The organism is Pseudomonas sp. FP1762 (assembly GCF_030687105.1).
GTDB lineage: Bacteria > Pseudomonadota > Gammaproteobacteria > Pseudomonadales > Pseudomonadaceae > Aquipseudomonas > Aquipseudomonas siliginis.
Genome location: NZ_CP117458.1, coordinates 2,245,683 through 2,263,966, shown reverse-complemented (window position 1 = coordinate 2,263,966; position 18,284 = coordinate 2,245,683). Strand labels below are relative to the sequence as shown.

The window sequence follows — 18,284 nt, the reverse complement described above, 5'->3', positions numbered from 1 at the left end:
GGCGGCCGTGCTTTGTCGACATCGTCGCGCAAAGCGCCGGGCGCTGACTTGCAAGGATGTGCTGAGTTCCAGCCTGAGCGAGGAAATTAACAACGATTAACTCGTCAGTCTCAAGGCATCGCCCAACAATGAAGCCCTCTGCGCAGCGTTGCTTTTTTGACCTGAGGGAATGCGCCGACCGTGCCTTCCCCACCGACACGGACCTTGGCCATGGCTTATCCACAGCAAACCGTCGCCCTCGCCCCTGCCAGCGAACCGCGTAAAAACACGACTGGCGGACTCAGTCCGCAGCGCGAACGCCAGATCAAACAGTTGATCCTGGATCGCTTGGGCGAAAGCCTCGAAGTGGCTGAACTGGCCCGGGCATGTGCACTGTCACGCAGTCATTTCTCCCGCGCATTCAAGTGCAGCACCGGCCTGTCGCCACAGGACTGGATCCGCGCCCAGCGCCTGGCCCGGGCCAAGTTGCTGATCCAGCACACCGACTTGAGCCTGACGCAAATCAGCCTCGAATGCGGCTTCTGCGATCAGGCGCACTTCTGCCACATGTTCACCCGCAGCGAGGGCATCAATCCCTTCGCCTGGCGCTGTCGAGTCATGGATAAACCGAAAAACACCGCAGCGCAGCCTGCGGTGTTTTGACTGCTGCCGTTACGCCACCCGTTGCACTGATGCTCAAACCTGAGGATTATGCCCGGACACCCCGGATCAGACGGCCTGCGCTTGCGCCAGGCACTGATTCGCCCTGTCCGCCGCATCACCGCAGGAGCGCGCTGTTGAGTTTTTCCCCGAATCAGGCCATTGCGTTTGGCCCCTATCGGATTCATCCCGGGCAACGATTGCTACTTGAAGGCCAACAGCCTTTGCGCCTGGGACGGCGGGCGATGGACATCCTCCTGATTTTGCTGGCCCATGCCGGTGAAGTGGTGAGCAAACAGCAATTGATGGCCGGGGTCTGGCCAGACAGTGTCGTTGAAGACATCAATTTGCGCGTGCACATGGCAGCGCTGCGCAAAGCGCTTGGCGACGGGCAGAACGGCCAGCGCTACATCGTCACCGTGGCGCAGCGCGGCTACAGCTTTGTCGCACCGTTCGTGCTCGACAGCATCGAAGCAACGCCTGCGGTCGCCGCGCCCCGGCACAACCTGCCGCTGCGTCGTACGCGGATGATTGGTCGCCAACCCCTGATCGATCACTTGATTACGCAACTGCCGCGCCGACGCTGCATCACTCTGGTCGGCCCCGGCGGCATTGGCAAGACCACCGTCGCCCTGCGCGTCGCCGAACAATTGCTCGACCAGTATCGCGACGGCATCCGCCTGGTGGATCTGGCGCCCATCGCCGATCCCGCGCTGATCGGCTCGCATCTGGCGACGCTGCTTGATCTGTCCGCAGCTGAAGGCGATGCGCAGGCTGGTCTGGTCGACGGCCTGCGAGAACAGCAAATGTTGTTGGTGATCGACAACTGCGAGCACTTGATTGATGCGGTCGCCGCGCTCAGCGAGCAGATTCTGCGGGGGGCACCAAAGGTGCATATCCTGGCGACCAGCCGCGAGAGCCTGCGCGCTGAGGGTGAGTTCGTGCAGCGTCTGGAATCGCTCGAATGCCCGTCCATGTCGACCCCGATGGAGCCGGCCCAAGCACTGGGCTTTGCTGCGATGCAGTTGTTTGTCGAGCGCGCCACCGCAGCCAGGGAAAACTTCCGACTGAGCCACGCCGAGCTGCCGCAAGCGATCGAAATCTGCCAGCGCCTGGACGGCATTCCGCTGGCACTGGAACTGGCCGCCGCGCAGGTCAGCGAATTGGGCATGGACGGATTGCTCAAGCACTTGCGCGAGGGTTTGCCGCCATTGTCGGCCGGACACCACAGCAGCGCCGAACGCCACCTGACCCTGCGCGCGACGATGGACTGGAGTTTCAACCTGCTCAACGTCTGCGAGCAAACCTGTCTGCGGCGACTGGGGATTTTCCGCGGCAGCTTCACCCTCGCCTCGGCGGCAGCGGTGATCATCGGTCAACAGATTGATCCCGGCGCGGTGTTCACCGCCGTCACGCAATTGGTGGCCAAATCCCTGCTGAGCGTCGAAGTGGGCGACGAAGATGTTTTCTATCGCTTGCTCGACACTACCCGCCACTACGCACTGGAAAAACTCGAACAGGCCGACGAGCTCAACGCAACCCGCCAACGCCACGCCGAGCGCTGCCTGACACTGATGCAGCAGGCGCAGGCGGATTGGGACAATACTCCGACTGTATTGTGGATGGAGCGCTATGCCCGGGGTCTGGAGGATTTGCGCGCGGCGCTGGACTGGAGCCTCAACGGCCCGGGACCGGATGAGCTGGGGGTGCAACTGGCAGCCGCGTCGGCGCCTTTGTGGCAGGAGCTGTCGTTGCTGCGCGATTACAGCCGCTATGTGCGCCGGGCACTGAGTCTGCTGGAGGCTTCGCCAGCAGACTCGCTGCTACCGCCCTGCCCTCGCCTGCAAATCGCCTTGAAACTGGCGCTCGGTAGCGCCAGCTATCACACCTGGGGCGGCACGCCCCAAACCATTCAGGCCTTCGTCGACGCCTGCCAATTGGCCGAGGAACACGGCGATCTGGCCGGGCAACTGCGTGCGATATCGGGGCATATGGCGGTCAATCTGAGTTGCGGGCATTACCGCATGGCTTTGGCCCAGAGTGAGCAATTCGACCGCATCGGCCTGCACGGCGAACCGCTGCTGTCACTGAGCACACATCGCTTGCGGGTGCTGGCCCTGCATTATGCCGGCGACCAGCCGCAGGCACGCGTACATGCCGAGCAGGTGCTGCAACGCATGGCACACAGCGGCCATCTCAATCGTTTCACCCATGGTTTTGGCGTGCAGTACGATCAGAGCGTCGCTTCGCTGACAGTGCTGGCCCGAGTGCTGTGGTTGCAGGGTCTGCCCGAGCAAGCCTGGCGCGCCGCACGGCAGGCGCTGGACATCGCCGTGCAGATCAATCACGGCACATCGATCTGTTACACCCTGGCGCTGGCCAGTTGTCTGATCGCTCATTACAACGGCGACCATGTAAACGCCCGCGCGCTGCTGCAGTTGCTGCTGGAACAATCGCAGAAGCACTCGGTGCTGCTGTTCAATAACTGGGGCCGGCAGTATGCGCAGGTGATCGATCCGGATAATGCCATGCCCGTACCAGCACAGAGCAGCGGTCTGATTCGGGAAGTGATGGTTACGCTGGATGAGCGTTTTGTCGATGATGCACTGGTGGAGCGCGCGCGCAATGGCGATGCGGGATGGAGTGCAGCGGAGATATTGCGGGCGCGGGCGGCGGCATTGTTGAAGGGTTCATCCTGTGGGAGCGAGCCTGCTCGCGAATCGGCCCGCTCAGACACCGCTGAAACCCAAGAAGCCGAACAAACCCTGCAACAAGCTCTGGCCATCGCCAGATGCCAGGGCGCCCTCGCTTGGGAACTGCGCAGCGCCACGGACCTCGCCCGATTATGGCAGCGCCAGTCCCGCCATCGCGAAGCATGGGATTTGCTCAGCCCCATTTACCAGCGCTTCACCGAAGGCTACGCCACACCGGACTTGCGCAAGGTCCGCCTGCTACTCGACAGCCTCCACGAGCAGTGCCCGGCCTGAAGCGTTGCGCGTTCTGCTGAGATAGCGCGCATGGCGCTGTTTCAGTTCGAACTTGTCGTCACTGCGCTCGAACTGATCACGAGCATAGCGGCGCACGGTGTTGAGCATCCAATAGCGGGCCGTCGCACGGTTGGGTTCTCGAACAAGCAACGATTTGCGCGCCAACCCTTCGATTATCGCGGACAGTCTGGAACCCGCCACATCCGCGCTGCTGATCACACTCAGTGCGGCCTCCAGGGTAAAGCCCGCGCTGAATACCGATAGACGCAGCAGCACACGCTGTTCCATCTCCGTCAGGTACTGGAAGCTCCAATCGATCGCAGCGGCCATCGACTGATGGCGCGGTTCCGCGGTGCGCCGGCCTTGGCCAAGCAACTGCAGGCCGTTTTCAACCTGTGCCTGCAAGCCGATCAAGCCCAGCGCGTCGATCTGTGCAGCGGCGAGCTCGATCGCCAGCGGCAGACCGTCCAGTTGACGGCAGATCTCGCGCACTCCTGGCAAATCCTGCTCACGCAAACAGAAGCCATGCTGCCGTGCCCGCGCGCGATTGACGAACAACTGCACCGCCGGATAGCCCATGGCTTCTTCGACGGTGTTCAATGTCGAGCGCTTGGGAATCGCCAACAGCGGCACGTAATGAACGGTCTCCTGCGCGACTTGCAAGGCTTCGCGGCCGGTGACCAGAATCGACAGGCGAGGCGCAGCATGCAACAGCGTTTCCACCAGTGCCGCACAGCTGTCGCGCTGGTGGTCGCAGTTATCCAGGATCAACAAGGCGTGCCGGCCGGTCAGTGTGAAAAAGTCTGTCTTCAGGGTGTGCAACAGGCGCTCGAGCAATGGAATGTCATCTTCGAGGCTGGCAAGGTCGACCCACCAGGCGCCATCGCGAAAGTATTGCAGGAGCAATTCCGCCACGCGCAATGCCACTGTGGTCTTGCCAACACCCGGCGCACCGGTAATCGTCATCAAGCGGCATACCGGCATTTGTCGAACCAGACTACCAATCAGGGCGTCGCGCCCACTGACTGGCGTCAGTCGTGCCGGAAGATTGTGCAGGGGCATGAGCGCGGCAGCGGGCATGGTCAGCGCATCACTGGTGCCCTGCTCCACAGGGGCGACAAAACTGTAGCCGCAGTGCGCCACGTGAATGATGAAACGCTGCCCGTTTACGCCGTCACCCAGTGCGCGGCGCAACGCCGCAATGTGCACCCGCAGGTTGATCTCTTCGACGACCGAGGTCGGCCACACTCGAGCAATCAACTGCTCTTTGCTGACCACCTCACCCGCGTGTTCGAGCAGCGCCTGAAGGATGTCCATGGCGCGCCCGCCCATGCGCAACGGCTGCTCTCCTTCAAGGACCAGACGTTGGCGCACATGAAAGGCGTAGGGGCCGAAACGCAGCACTGAACCGTGGCTTGTGTCGTTGTGATTATTCATGCCAAACATCTTGGCACTCTCGCGTGACGATACAACCGCCAGAGCCGACGCAGCACGGACATCCCGCTGCGTCAGACGGACAGAACCGCTCTAGCTGAACTGTTCGCGGTATTGTAACGGCGTAAGACCGAGCTTTTCGGCGAACAACGAGCGCATGTGCCGAACGCTGCCAAAGCCACTTTTATAAGCGATGGTTTTCAGTGGCAGATCGCTGGTTTCCAACAGGTTTCGCGCGCAGTCAATGCGGGCATTCTGCAAAAACTCCATCGGCGTCATATTGACGTCACGGGCGAACAGGCGAGCAAAGTGCCGTGCGCTCATGTTCGCCAATCCAGCCATGCGCTCGACAGTGAACGCTTCATCCAGATGTTCAAGGACGTAATTCTGTGCGCGGGTGATGGGCGTTTCTTGCGGTGAGACTGCCGCCATCAACGGGCTGAACTGCGCTTGACCGCCCTGGCGCTTCATGACCACCAACAAGACCTTGGCAACGTCCTGGGCGATTTTCTTGCCGTGATCTCTGGCCACCACCGCCAGCGCCAGGTCGATGCCGGCCGTAACGCCACCGGAGGTGATGAGATTACGATCCTCGACGTAGATCTGATCGGTGGTCACCGTGGTTTTCGGGAAAGCCTTGATCAGCCGTTCGGTGTAGTTCCAATGCGTGGTGACGCGATAACCATCAAGCAGGCAGGCGTGGCCGAGGATGAATGCGCCAGTGCAAATCGAACCGTAACGCTCCGCGCGCGGCACGGCTTTTTTCAACCAGCCAAACAGCTCGGGAAATCTCTGGTTATAGGCGCCGGGTCCGCCTGGCACCAATAGCAGGTCATAGCGCTCGGCCGCCTCGTCGACGTGCAAGTCAGCCTGAACCTGCACGCCGTTGGACGCCCTCAGCAAGCCGCGCTCTGTCCCGAGAGTCGTCAATTGATAGTGCAGATCAGGTTTCAGATAACGGTTGGCGACTGAAAACACCTCCAGCGGCCCCGCCATGTCGAGCATCAGAAAGTCAGGGAACAGCACCATTGCCACGGTTTTCATGGGAGGTTTCACACATATTCAAGGGTCAATACGCACGCTTCAGCCAAGGCATTATGGCGGACCGAGTGTTCAGGAGCGTGATCGAATGGGTGAACCATAACGCAAAACTGTCAACCTGAGCCGGACAGTCTTTCAATTTCCATCTACTTATTGCCTCATCGGGTAACCAGTAACCTTCTCCTCACTCGGACGAATTCACGTCCCGCCAGGAGATTTCATCATGCTGACTCTTCGCAAAGCCTCCGATCGCGGCCTCGCCAATCACGGCTGGTTGAAGTCGTTTCACACCTTTTCTTTCGCCAGCTACCGCAACCCGCGTGAACAGGGTTTCTCCGATCTGCTGGTGATCAACGATGACCGGGTCGCCGCCGGCAAAGGCTTTGGCCAGCACCCGCACCGCGACATGGAGATCTTTTCCTATGTGCTCGAAGGCGCGCTGGAACACAAGGACACCCTCGGTACTGGCTCGGTGATCCGCCCTGGGGACGTGCAATTGATGAGTGCCGGCAGCGGCGTGGCGCACAGTGAGTTCAACCACTCGGCCACCAAGCCCGTGCACTTTCTGCAAATCTGGATCGTGCCGGATGTCAGTGGCGCCAAGCCGCGCTATCAACAGGAACACTTCAGCGCGCAGAAAAAACGTGGTCGCCTGCAACTGATCATCTCGCCGGACGGTAGCAATGGCTCCCTGAAAGTCCGTCAGGATGCGCTGGTCTACGCCGGGTTATTTGACGGCGAGGAAAGTGCCACGCTGAAATTGCCGGCCAATCGTTACGCTTACGTGCACGTTGCGCGTGGAAGCGTCGAACTCAATGGCCAAGCCTTGCAGGAAGGCGACGGCGTGCGGGTTCGTGAAGAACAGCTGCTCACCTTGAGCAACGGGGTCGATGCCGAAGTGCTGGTGTTCGACTTGCGGCCTCAGGAGTTGCCGGAAATGCCATGATCTGGCGCGATGCAGAACGGCCTTCCACTGAAGGCCGTTTTTTTATTGCGGCGGCACTGCTGAGGGTTGTACGACAGGTTTGGGTGACGATACCTCTTTGCCAATCTGAATCGCTGCCAGCGTGGTTTGTATCGTGGTCAACACCGCCGCCTGATTGGCAAAATGTGCGCCAACCAGCAAGGAAGCCACGCCGAGGAAATGCACAGTGGTGGCAGCCCAGTAATTGGCCTTTACCGTCGATGCCTGTCTGATCGCTTCCCGCGATTCGTCGGCGATTTTCTGCACGCCCATCCACATCAGGTCATAACGCTTGTCCCGTTCCTGCAGGGCCTTGTCCCGTTCAAGATAGACCTTGTCCCGCTCTGCCTGAGCAGCCAGGAACCCGCGAATGTCGGCGCGCATTTCTGCCACGCGGCCATCCATCCTCGTCTCGATGGTTTCTATCCTGGCATCGAATTCTTCGCGACTTATGCTGCTCATGATTTGCCTGTCCCGCCCCGCGTCCGATCTGTCCGTGACTGCATATTGATTCACTTCCCTGATTTTCAATTCGACACCTTTCTGCGGCTACGCGGCCTTCCCTGGCTCTTCGTTTCGATGCGTCACTGAGGTCTGCATCGAGCTGCAGTGACAATAGAACTCATCACGGACTACAACAAGCCGGCCCATTCTGTCTCGGACGTAGGCTGTTTCGTCAGCAGTTGTAGCCTCGGCAAAACCCTGAACCACTTATTCGTTTTCCAGCGCAAAAGCCTCAACGATCTGCTCGATGACCGCCCGTACCCGCGCGGTGTGACGCAGGTCGGCGTGGGTGACCAGCCACACTTCATACGGCAGCGGCCGGGTCCGCTCCGGCCAAAGTCTGACGAGGCCATCGCGTTCGCCCATGTATACCGGTATCTCGCCTATCCCGAGGCCTGCGGCAAGGGCTCGACGCACCAAGAGGCTGGAGCTGAGCGTGGCGACGATGCGTCCGCGGGTCAACGGTTCAGAGACCAGCGTCAGGTCTTTTTTGCTCTGTAAGTACGGCTGATACACCACCAGATCATGGCCCTCGAAAGCGTTGCCGGGCTGCGGTTCTCCATGGCGCTCGACATAGGCCTGTGCTGCGAAAAGTCCTACAGGCCAACGGGCGATTCGCCGAGCGATGAGATCCGGGTTATCCGGCCGAGTATTGCGCACCGCGATATCGGCTTCGCGCTTGGCCAGACTGAGGATTTGCGTCGACGCATCCAGCTGAATCTGCACGTCGGGGTGCTGGTCATGCAGGCGCGCCATCGCCGGGATGATGAAGTCGATGGCCATCGAGTCGGTGGTGCTGACCCGTACGTTACCGGTCAGACGATTGTCCAGCCCGTGGATGTGCCGCTCCAGTTCCAGTGCCGAATGTTCCATTTTTTCCACACTTTTACGCGCCGCTTCACCAACACTGGTCAGCGCGTAGCCATCGGAGGTACGCAGGAACAGCGTCGCGCTCAAAGACTTTTCCAGCGCGGTAATACGCCGCCCGACAGTGGCCTGGTCCACGCCCAGAACTCGTGCAGCTCCGCGCAAGGTGGACTCGCGACAGACCGCCAGAAAAATCCGCGCATCATCCCAATTCATGCTGGTCCTCATCGAAGCATTTTTGCATCACTCTGCCGCTTAATCGCTGCATATGCGCAGCCAAGATAGCCGATAAGCTGAGCGCCATACACCTCTTGTGAGATCGCTATCATGCGTACTGCAAATTCCTCCGGCATCTGGCTGCCGATCTTCGCCGGGCTTTGTGCCAGCCTGGTCAGCATTGGCCTGGCGCGTTTCGCCTACACGCCGCTGATCCCTTCGCTGATTCAGGCGCAGTGGTTTTCCGCCAATGATGTCGTCTATCTCGGCGCGGCCAATCTGGTCGGCTACTTGATCGGCGCCCTGCTCGGTCGGCCCATGGCCCATCGACTGGGTAACCGCAACGCCTTGCGCCTGATGATGCTCGCGGTCACGGGAGCATTTTTTGCCTGTGCTTATCCGCTCTCGGTGAGCTGGTTCTTCGGCTGGCGTTTGCTGTCCGGCATTGCCGGTGGCGCGATCATGGTGCTGGTGGCGGCAACCGTGCTGCCTCACGTTCCGGTGGCGCGCAGAGGTCTGGCCAGTGGCGCAATCTTCCTGGGCATCGGCCTCGGAATCGCCGGCTCCGGGACCATCGTGCCGCCGCTGCTGAGCCTCGGCTTGCAAGCGACCTGGCTGGGACTGGGCGCGCTGGCGTTGTTGCTGACCGCGTTGAGCTGGTTCGGCTGGCCTGCGGATACCGCGCACCCTGTGGCTGCGCACGCAACGTCGGCTGATGAGCCGACACCGCCGGGCGTCTACCTGTTGTTTGCTCAATACGCGTTCATGGCCGCCGGGCTGGTGCCTGCCATGGTGTTTCTGGTGGATTACGTGGCTCGCGGACTGGGCGCCGGGGCGCATATCGGCGCAATGGTCTGGGTGATGTATGGCCTGGGAGCGATTGTCGGGCCGGTGACGTACGGTTTTCTGGCCGACCAGCTTGGTGCACGCACTGGCATTCGCGTGGTGCTGGTAGTTCAAGCCATTGCCCTCGGTTTGCTCGCCGTCTCCCATGCGTTTCTGGCGCTGGCTTTACTGGCGGTGATTCTCGGCTCGTTCCCGCCGGGCATCGTGCCTCTGGCCTTGGCCCGCGTGCATGAGCTGGTGCCGTCGCATCACCGTCAGCAGATCGCCTGGAGCCGCGCCACCGTATCGTTCGCCACTTTTCAGGCTCTGGCCGGGTTTGCCTACTCGGCGCTGTTCAACGCTTCAGGTGGTCAGCACACGCTGCTGTTTGTGATCGCCGCTGGCGCAATCGTCGTGGCTCTACTGCTGGAGCTAGCCATGCGCTGGCTGCCCTCTGCTAATGAAACGCGCTGCGCGGCGAACTGAGGGGAATCATTGCACCCTGTCTGCGCTCCCATCTACACGACCTTCTCCACAGGAATAGACATGTCACTGCCTAAAGAAATGACCCGTATCGAAATCACCCAACCCGGCGGCCCTGAAGTATTGCAAGCCAGGCGCGTATCTCTGCCCACTGCTTCCGAGGGCCAAGTGCTGATCCGTGTTCACGCCGCGGGAATCAATCGTCCGGATGCCTTGCAGCGCGCCGGCAAGTACCCGATGAAACCCGGCATGGACCCGATCCCCGGTCTGGAAGTGGCTGGCGAAGTGGTCGCGGTTGGCGCCGGAGTAACGCGTTTCGCGGTCGGCGATCGGGTCTGCGCGCTGACCAATGGCGGCGGTTACGCCGAGTATTGCGCGGTTCCGGCCGGCCAGACTTTGCCTGTGCCGGATGGAGTCGATTGGGTCCAGGCCGCCGCGATTCCGGAAACGTTTTTCACCGTCTGGGCCAACCTTTTCGGCCTCGGCGCCGCCAAGGCCGGGCAGCGCGTGTTGATTCACGGTGGCACCAGCGGTATCGGTACCACAGCGCTGATGCTCTGCCGTGAATTCGGTATTGAGGCGTTTGCTACCGCAGGCAGTGCTGAAAAATGCGCCGCAATCAGCAAACTTGGCGGGCAACCGATCAACTATCGTGAGGAAGATTTCGCCAAGGTCATTGCCGAGAAGACCGCAGATCAAGGCGTGAACGTGATTCTCGACATCATGGGTGGCTCGTATCTGAACGGCAACATCAGCGCACTGGGAATGGGTGGCCGACTGGTGATGCTCGGCTTTCTCGGCGGCGCCCGCGCCAACGACATCGATCTGCTGGCCATCCTCGGCAAACGCGCAGTGGTCACCGGCTCGCTGCTGCGCGCGCGTACGGCTACGGAAAAAGCCGCCATCGCCGATCAACTGCAAGAACACGTTTGGCCTGCCCTCAGCGCCGGGCGCTGCCTGCCGATCATCGACAAGGTTTACCCGCTGGCTGACGCGGCTCAGGCCCATGCCCGCATGGAGGGCGGCGATCATATCGGCAAGATTGTGCTGCAGGTGGCGTGATCGATTGCAGCATCTTGTAATCGTTGGGCGTGCACGGTGGTCGAAAAACAGTCACGCGCAGACCGAGGCATCTGGTAAAAAGCGTTCTTTGTCTGCGCTGTGGTGAAACGATTAATGTTCCTGTCCTTCTTGACCCGTCTGCGACGCCGCCGCCTGGCGTTCGCCATGATGGCCGCGCTGATCATTGGCGTGCCGACGAGTTGTGCGGTGCTGGAACACACCGAGCGCAAACTGTTGTTTCGCATCGAGCCGGGCACCGCCGGCTGGTATCGCGGTCTGCCCGGCAGCGTTCAGGAACTCGATCTGCAACCGAAGAGTTTCAAGGCCGGGCAGAACATCCATGCCTGGTGGTGGCCGGCGGAACGTGCCAATGCCCCGGCAATCCTTTATTTGCATGGCGTGCGCTGGAACCTCACCGGACAGTTATTCCGCATAGAACAACTACGCGCGGCGGGCTATTCGGTGCTGGCCATCGATTATCGCGGGTTCGGCCAAAGCAAGGGTGATCTACCATCCGAAAGCAGCGTTTATGAAGATGCCCGCGTGGCCTGGGAGCGCTTCCAGCTGCTGCAACCGGACCCGAACAAGCGCCTGATCTACGGCCACTCTCTCGGCGGTGCGGTGGCGATTGATCTGGCGGCCGAGCTCGGACAGAACGCGGCGCGCAACAACACACCTCTGCCGGTTCGCGGTCTGGTCATCGAATCTACCTTCACTTCTCTCGCCGACGTAGCTGCCGCCGTGGCCAACACCTCGCTTCCTGTGCGTTGGCTCCTGTCGCAGAAATTCGATTCCATCGACAAGATCGCCGACATTCACATGCCACTGCTGGTGGTGCATGGCCTGGCTGATGCCTTCGTGCCGCCGCGCTTCAGCGAGCAGCTATTCAATGCCGCAGAGCAGCCCAAACGCCTGCTGCTCGTGCCCGGCGCGACGCACAACAACAGCATGGCGCTTGGCGGCCAGGGCTATCGCAAGGCTCTGGATGCACTGATGCAGACCAAAGCGGCGCCGCGGGTTGCCGGGCCGGCAGTCGCCAAGGGCTCTCGCGATTCCTGAGCTGTGTAAATCAGCCCTGAGAAACCGGCATCAGCGCCGAGCCAACTCATGGCGTACGCATTGTTCGTAATAGGTCTGCTTGACCGCTGCCGGTTTGAGCTTCGAACTGCTGTTGTAGGTCTGCTCGGTAATCCCCATCGCTGTCATGCGCATCCAGGGTTGCTGGAATCGGCGAACCTGCAATTGCTTGCGCGCGCCATACAGCGAAACCCCGGACAGTTTTGATCGCTGCGCACCGGCAGCAATATCCGAGCCCCAGGTGCAGGCAAAGCGATGGCCCTTGCTCAACTCTTTTGCCTGCACTCCCGAGGCGATCAAAGCCAGGGAGAGCGTCACAACGGTGATGACAATCGTGCGCATGTAGCCAACCTAACCTTTTGAAAAAAGGCGATTTTGCCGGTGCGAAACACCTATGGGGGCCAGCAATTTGCCTGCTGTCGCGAGATTTTTGATCCGGCTGAATACAATCAGGCTTCGCCGCTCGTCCAGTACTGCGCACCTTTGGCAGACAGGCTTATCCAAAGCAGTACATCCCACCGCGTAGAAGGCCCACGTGATGAACAAGAAAATCTTCGCAATGTCGTTTTTCAGTCTGTGCTTCATTGGCCCGCTCCACGCTTGGGCAGCCGAAACGACAGCGGGCGCTGCCACCCCCGCCACCGCCCTGCCCGGTGTCAATCATGCACAAAGCTCTAGTGACCATGATGAGAAGGCCAACAAGAAAGGTGAAGAGTCTTCAGGCGCCAATGCGGGCTCAGAACCGCACGAGACGGAGAAGGATGCGGCGACGTCGAGCGACTCTGAAGATCTTGAGAAAAAGCCCGCTCAGTAACCACGGACTTTGCTATTCATAACGAAATACCGACGCCGAACTAGCGCAATCCACGGTGATATCAATATGATGCGCGCACTGGCCACCATAGAAGGTGGCCAGAGGAAAATACATCCAAGGAATGCAAATGAAAGATTTCGTCATCGGCGTCAACAACATCGTTCTCTACATCGCACTGGCGGTCATCCTGATCGTTTCCCTCTTCATGATGAGCCAGAGCTTTCTTTCGGGTCTCGGCATGTTTGTAGGCGGCACCCTGGGCTGGTGCATCGTCTCTGGCTTCTGGTTCGTGCAATCGGCGACCTACGAAGAACTGCGCAAGCTGAACTCGAAAACCAGCTGATCTGCGCCGAGTATTGGTTAAATAAAAAGGCCAATGTCATCGACATTGGCCTTTTTCTTTCAGCTTCGAAAGGACTGATTAGTCATTGCTTGGTGCACTGAGCGCCCAGTCCCATGCCCATGGAACCCAGGGCAACCATCGGGCCGCTCGGCAGTTCGCACGTATATTCGCCACTTTCGGTTTGAGCGGTGTAGAAGGTTGTATTGAAGTCGCTGCGGATATTTGAAACCTTGATTACGGGTTTACCGATGGTGGTCTGTGCGCGATTCTTGAGATCACTCTCTCCCGGTTTGACGGTCTGGCATCCAGTAACTGCGAGCGCCATTGTTGCGAATAAAGCGAGAACCGGGATAGTCCTTGATGAGTTCATTGCAGATCGACCTTTTTGATTTTCATACCGGAGAAATACTGGCAATAACCTGCCAAGCGAAAGGACTTTAAGGTCGAGCCAGACCGGGGGCAATTAGGTCGGATGTGCTAATGGCTGAAGGCTAGCCTCACCTGCGATGAGGTTGTGCAACTGCTTTCCGGTTGCCGGCCGCTGTTAATCGGTTTGGAAAACGTCTACCCGCAAGCGATCGCCGCCCTCCTCCCGGCAATCGATACGGACCGGCAAAAACAGGTGAATGACTTCGATGTTGCTGCGCAGATGATCAGTCATGCGCGGCGTGGTGAACGATCCGCCACCGGCCAGCGCCATCGGCAACAGCAATTGATCGGCCAGATGCTCAGCGACCGCAGCATCACTGCGCAACCAGTCGACAGCCTGATTGATTGCGGCATCGGCCACCTTCTCGGCGCGTAACGACACTTGGCCAAATGCGCTGAACACCTCCGTGACATGCTCGAAAACATACTCCAGCAATAACACATTGCCCGGGCCGCGTGCCGGGTCAAGCGCCACAGGTTGCAGCACCTCCACTGGCCAGTTCAAACGCTTGGCCACCTGACTCAGCTCTCGCTGAGCGACAGTGGGTGCGAGACCTGCGGTCAACGCCAATGCGCGTCGTGAGACTGCCCCGCCGCGCTCACACAGGTCCAGGCGCGTGAGGCGCGAGGGCTGAACCTTCACCGCAATTTCGCCACCGCCAGCCGGTACGAAACCATGACGCAGCAACTCCAACTCGACATCGCCGCCCATGCGCCGCAGCAGCGGCAACCAACTGCGCGACAGGAAATCCGTCGGCGGTGCCAGCGGATTATGCGTGCCACCGGAGATCGTCACCCGACTGGCCTTCGATGCCCGCAACAAGGCTGGCAGCAACGTCTGCAGCACCAGCGTGCAGCTGCCGGCCGTGCCGATAGCGAACTGAAAGTCGCCGCCGCGAATTTCGCCCGGTTCGAAGCTCAGGCCTTGCGACCCCAGATGCGCACCAGATATCTGTGCACCACAAATCTCGCCCGCCGCCATCACGGCTGTCAGGTGCTGACGCAGCAATCCCGGACGACTGCGTCTGGCGCGAATCTGTTTAATGCGAAACGCCCGACCTGTCACCATCGACAGGCTCAACGCACTGCGCAACACCTGGCCGCCACCGATGGCACCGTCCAGTTCGATTATCTCTTTCATTGCAAATCCTTACGCGTATAGCCCGACGGTGTCTCTGAGGTACCGTTAAACCGTCGTGGGTCTTCCTGAGTTACGATCAATATTGATAATTCGCGCTTCAGCTCAGCCGTGATGAACCGGGGCAGCGCCGGACGCAGAATTCTCGCCAGCGCTGTATTTCCTTAGCCTTTGACGCACACCACCTGACGCAGGGTGTGCAGCACTTCCACCAGCTCACGCTGGGCGTGCATGACTTTGTCGATGTCCTTGTAGGCCATCGGAATTTCGTCAATCACCGCTTCGTCCTTGCGGCACTCCACATGTGCGGTGGCGCGGATCTGATCGGCAACGGTGAAGGTATTCTTGGCCTTGGTTCGGCTCATGGTGCGGCCGGCGCCGTGGCTGCAGGAACTGAACGACTCTGCGTTGCCCAGACCGCGAACGATAAAGCTCTTGGCGCCCATCGAGCCCGGAATAATCCCCAGTTCGCCCTTCTTCGCTGACACCGCGCCTTTGCGGGTAATCAGCACGTCCTCACCGAAATGCCGTTCCTTCTGCACGTAATTGTGGTGGCAGTTGACCGCCTCCAGCGCCACTTCGAACGGCTTGCGGATGATCTGCCGCGTGGCCTGAACCACCGCACGCATCATCAGTTCGCGGTTCTGTCTGGCGAAGTCCTGCGCCCAGCCCACCGCTTCCACATAGTCATCAAAATGTCGGCTGCCTTCTTCGAAATAGGCCAGGTCACGGTCCGGCAGGTTGGCAATATGCTGACGCATATCAGCTTGGGCCATCTGGATGAACAGGTTGCCGATAGCGTTGCCGACACCGCGCGAACCGCTGTGCAACATGAACCACACCCGGTTGGCTTCATCCAGGCACACTTCGACGAAGTGGTTGCCACTGCCGAGCGTCCCCAAGTGCCCACGGTTGTTGGTGTTGGCCAGTTTCGGATACTTGTCGGTGATCAGTTTGAAGCGCGGCTGCAACCCCGCCCAGGCCTGATCGGCTTGCTGAGGAATCTCATCCCAGGCGCCTTTGTCTCGCCGCGAACGATTCGAACTGCGGCCATGTGGCACCGCTTGCTCGATGGCGCTACGCAGTCCGTGGAGGTTGTCCGGCAGATCCGAAGCCATCAGCGATGTACGGGCAGCGATCATTCCACAACCGATGTCGACGCCCACCGCTGCGGGAATGATCGCGCCGACCGTTGGAATAACGCTGCCAATTGTCGAGCCCTTGCCCAAGTGCACATCGGGCATCACCGCCAGATGCTTGAAGATGAATGGCATTTTTGCCGTGTTCATCAACTGTGCGCGGGCTTCGTTTTCAACCGGGACACCTTCGGTCCAGAGTTTGATGGGCTTGCCGTCGGCGACTTCGAGAAGCTGGTAGGTTTGGTCTTTCATATCTTGGTGTCCATGTTCGTTTCCACCAGCATTGCAGCCGCTGTGCCAGCTTTGGATGCGGCTATGGTTTTTTCTGCTATGTTTCTGATTTTAATAGCTTTTATCTCTGATGCGACGAGTCTCGATAATCTATGGAAGACAAATCAGACCAGCAAAATTATCATTGCATATCGTCATTTATCTTATGAGATAAGCATGCCCAACAAACGCACGGTCGCCATCGGATTTATCGGAGCCACCCTGGATCGTGTCGGCAAAGGTGCCAGCCGTTGGAATTATTGGCGACCAAGCGTAGGTCTGTGCCAACAAACAGAACTCCCTATCCATCGACTTGAATTGATTCACGGCCTCGACGCGCGCGACGTCAGCCTCGCCGAGCGTGTCCGAGTGGACATCCAGCAGATTTCTCCGAGCACCGAAGTGCGCCTGCATCCAATGTCACTGCGCAATCCTTGGGATTTCGAAGAGGTGTACGGCGCACTGCACGACTTCACCACTGCGTACAATTTTGACACTGAGCACGAGGATTACCTCGTCCACATCACCACCGGCACCCACGTCGCACAGATCTGCTGGTTCCTGCTCACCGAGGCGCGCTATCTGCCAGCCCGGCTGATTCAGACCTCCCCCGCCAAGCGCAAGAACGATAACGAGCCCGCCTGCGGCACTCACGCGCTGATCGATCTCGATCTGTCGCGCTATGATCGCATCGCCTCACGCTTCGCCAGCAAACGTCTCGAAGGCCTCGAATTTCTCAAGTCCGGCATCGCCACACGCAACCCGGCCTTCAACCGCTCCATTGAACAGATAGAGCGCGTTGCGCTGCGCTCGAAAGCCCCCATGCTGCTGATCGGCCCGACCGGCGCCGGCAAATCCTTCCTGGCGCGGCGCATCTACGAACTCAAACGCAATCGCCATCAGATGCAGGGACGCTTTGTCGAAGTCAACTGCGCCACTTTGCGTGGCGACGGCGCGATGTCGGCCTTGTTCGGCCACGTCAAAGGCGCCTTCACCGGCGCGCAAAACGCTCGCGATGGCCTGCTGCGCGCCGCAAACGGCGGCATGCTGTTTCTCGATGAAATCGGCGAGCTCGGCGCAGACGAACAAGCGATGCTGTTAAAGGCAATCGAAGAGAAACGCTTCTTCCCGCTGGGCTCGGACAAGGAAGTCGAGAGTGATTTTCTGATAATCGCCGGCACCCACCGCGACCTGCGCAGCCGCGTCGCCGAAGGCCTTTTTCGCGAGGACCTGTACGCAAGGATCAACCTCTGGACATTCGACCTGCCCGGCCTCGCCGGCCGACGCGAGGACATCGAGCCAAACATCGATTTCGAACTGGAACGCCACGCGCGCGAACATGGGCAACGCGCGCGTTTCAATCTCGAAGCACGCCGACGCTACCTGGCCTTCGCCAGTTCACGTGAAGCAGCGTGGCTGGGCAACTTTCGCGAACTGTCTGCGTCGATTACACGGATGGCGACTCTGGCCGACAGCGGACGCATCGATGAAGCGCAGGTAGATGATGAGATCGATCGATTGCGATATGCGTGGGGGTTGGCGCAACCCACTGCTGTATCAACTGAGTTGCCGGGAGATAGCGATAGCATGGACCTGTTCGATCGCTTACAGCTGAAGGCGGTTATAGAGGTATGCCGGCAGGCGGACAGCCTGTCCGATGCCGGCCGACAGCTGTTCGGTGTTTCCAGGCAGGCCAAGGCGCAACCCAATGATGCCGATCGCTTGAGGAAGTACCTGGCGCGGTTCGGACTTGAATGGGGCAAGTTAGTGGACACGAAGTGAAGCACAGCGCTCTTGATCACACTGCTTCAATGATTACTGTAGAAAAAATGAATTAGCCGCCTGATCTCTCGGTCAAGAATTATGAACGCAGTAAATCTGACGAGGTGACAGCAATGACTATCCAGGCAGAGACACTCGTACAACTGACCGAAGCGCTCCAAGAGCGAGGCATGAAAATGGTCTCAGACGTCCATTTCACCCGCGCACCCTATCGATACAACCATCGCTGGATCTGCATCGTTGAGTGAACATGCTTGTTGCCGGCGCCTG

Annotated in this window: 17 protein-coding genes; 9 read left to right on the top strand and 8 right to left on the bottom strand. The window is 59.6% G+C overall.

Translation table 11 applies throughout. The annotated features are described in order from the left end of the window. The first annotated feature begins 210 nt into the window (after nucleotides 1-210). Nucleotides 211-642 carry a helix-turn-helix domain-containing protein gene (locus tag PSH90_RS09960; protein ID WP_056784487.1) on the top strand — a complete coding sequence of 144 codons (432 nt, stop codon included), beginning with the start codon at nucleotides 211-213 and terminating at the stop codon, nucleotides 640-642. Nucleotides 643-776: 134 nt separating this feature from the next. Further along, nucleotides 777-3,626: a winged helix-turn-helix domain-containing protein gene (locus PSH90_RS09955; protein WP_305382621.1), complete on the top strand. Its 2,850-nt coding sequence runs from the start codon at nucleotides 777-779 to the stop codon at nucleotides 3,624-3,626. Here PSH90_RS09955 and PSH90_RS09950 read toward each other — a convergent pair. Together PSH90_RS09950 and PSH90_RS09945 are read right to left on the bottom strand one after the other, a co-directional pair. Next, the gene (locus PSH90_RS09950) at nucleotides 3,591-5,063 is read right to left on the bottom strand and encodes a winged helix-turn-helix domain-containing protein (RefSeq protein WP_305382620.1); all 1,473 of its coding nucleotides are present in this window, start codon (nucleotides 5,061-5,063) and stop codon (nucleotides 3,591-3,593) included. The two genes, PSH90_RS09955 and PSH90_RS09950, sit on opposite strands and share 36 nt — an antisense overlap. Nucleotides 5,064-5,153: 90 nt before the next feature. Further along, nucleotides 5,154-6,104 carry a GlxA family transcriptional regulator gene (locus PSH90_RS09945; RefSeq protein WP_305382619.1) on the bottom strand — a complete coding sequence of 317 codons (951 nt, stop codon included), beginning with the start codon at nucleotides 6,102-6,104 and terminating at the stop codon, nucleotides 5,154-5,156. 220 nt (nucleotides 6,105-6,324) lie between these two features. Here PSH90_RS09945 and PSH90_RS09940 point away from each other — a divergent pair, with 220 nt between their 5' ends. After that, a complete protein-coding gene (locus tag PSH90_RS09940) occupies nucleotides 6,325-7,047 on the top strand; it encodes a pirin family protein (protein WP_305382618.1) in 723 nt (240 codons plus the stop codon). A 42-nt stretch (nucleotides 7,048-7,089) separates the two neighbouring features. Here PSH90_RS09940 and PSH90_RS09935 read toward each other — a convergent pair whose 3' ends face one another. Both PSH90_RS09935 and PSH90_RS09930 read right to left on the bottom strand, forming a co-directional pair. Beyond that, nucleotides 7,090-7,596, bottom strand: coding sequence for a hypothetical protein (locus PSH90_RS09935; protein WP_236169324.1), 507 nt, complete (start codon nucleotides 7,594-7,596; stop codon nucleotides 7,090-7,092). A 180-nt stretch (nucleotides 7,597-7,776) separates the two neighbouring features. Next, a complete protein-coding gene (locus tag PSH90_RS09930) occupies nucleotides 7,777-8,652 on the bottom strand; it encodes a LysR family transcriptional regulator (RefSeq protein ID WP_305382617.1) in 876 nt (291 codons plus the stop codon). A gap of 111 nt (nucleotides 8,653-8,763) precedes the next feature. On the opposite strand from PSH90_RS09930, the gene PSH90_RS09925 reads away from it, so the two are divergent. From PSH90_RS09925 to PSH90_RS09915, 3 genes are all read left to right on the top strand, one after another. Next, a complete protein-coding gene (locus PSH90_RS09925; protein WP_150635737.1) occupies nucleotides 8,764-9,963 on the top strand; it encodes a YbfB/YjiJ family MFS transporter in 1,200 nt (399 codons plus the stop codon). 60 nt (nucleotides 9,964-10,023) lie between these two features. Further along, entirely contained in the window at nucleotides 10,024-11,022 is a 999-nt protein-coding gene (locus PSH90_RS09920; protein WP_305382616.1) for an NAD(P)H-quinone oxidoreductase, read from the top strand. 114 nt (nucleotides 11,023-11,136) lie between these two features. Beyond that, nucleotides 11,137-12,081, top strand: coding sequence for an alpha/beta hydrolase (locus tag PSH90_RS09915; protein ID WP_041478569.1), 945 nt, complete (start codon nucleotides 11,137-11,139; stop codon nucleotides 12,079-12,081). 30 nt (nucleotides 12,082-12,111) lie between these two features. On the opposite strand, the gene PSH90_RS09910 is transcribed toward PSH90_RS09915, so the two are convergent. Then, complete coding sequence (locus PSH90_RS09910; protein WP_041478568.1) at nucleotides 12,112-12,441, bottom strand: hypothetical protein; 330 nt, start codon at nucleotides 12,439-12,441, stop codon at nucleotides 12,112-12,114. 196 nt (nucleotides 12,442-12,637) lie between these two features. On the opposite strand from PSH90_RS09910, the gene PSH90_RS09905 reads away from it, so the two are divergent. Then, nucleotides 12,638-12,913, top strand: coding sequence for a hypothetical protein (locus PSH90_RS09905; protein ID WP_305382614.1), 276 nt, complete (start codon nucleotides 12,638-12,640; stop codon nucleotides 12,911-12,913). 127 nt (nucleotides 12,914-13,040) lie between these two features. Next, a complete protein-coding gene (locus PSH90_RS09900; RefSeq protein ID WP_041478566.1) occupies nucleotides 13,041-13,256 on the top strand; it encodes a hypothetical protein in 216 nt (71 codons plus the stop codon). 82 nt (nucleotides 13,257-13,338) lie between these two features. Here PSH90_RS09900 and PSH90_RS09895 read toward each other — a convergent pair whose 3' ends face one another. From PSH90_RS09895 to PSH90_RS09885, 3 genes are all read right to left on the bottom strand, one after another. After that, nucleotides 13,339-13,626 carry a hypothetical protein gene (locus PSH90_RS09895; protein ID WP_041478565.1) on the bottom strand — a complete coding sequence of 96 codons (288 nt, stop codon included), beginning with the start codon at nucleotides 13,624-13,626 and terminating at the stop codon, nucleotides 13,339-13,341. A 174-nt stretch (nucleotides 13,627-13,800) separates the two neighbouring features. Beyond that, on the bottom strand, nucleotides 13,801-14,826 hold the full coding sequence (gene rtcA, locus PSH90_RS09890; protein WP_305382613.1) for an RNA 3'-terminal phosphate cyclase: 1,026 nt from the start codon (nucleotides 14,824-14,826) through the stop codon (nucleotides 13,801-13,803). A 161-nt stretch (nucleotides 14,827-14,987) separates the two neighbouring features. Continuing rightward, nucleotides 14,988-16,214, bottom strand: coding sequence for an RtcB family protein (locus tag PSH90_RS09885; protein ID WP_252879813.1), 1,227 nt, complete (start codon nucleotides 16,212-16,214; stop codon nucleotides 14,988-14,990). Nucleotides 16,215-16,409: 195 nt separating this feature from the next. On the opposite strand from PSH90_RS09885, the gene rtcR reads away from it, so the two are divergent. Next, a complete protein-coding gene (rtcR, locus tag PSH90_RS09880) occupies nucleotides 16,410-18,014 on the top strand; it encodes an RNA repair transcriptional activator RtcR (protein ID WP_252883511.1) in 1,605 nt (534 codons plus the stop codon). Nucleotides 18,015-18,284 lie beyond the last annotated feature (270 nt).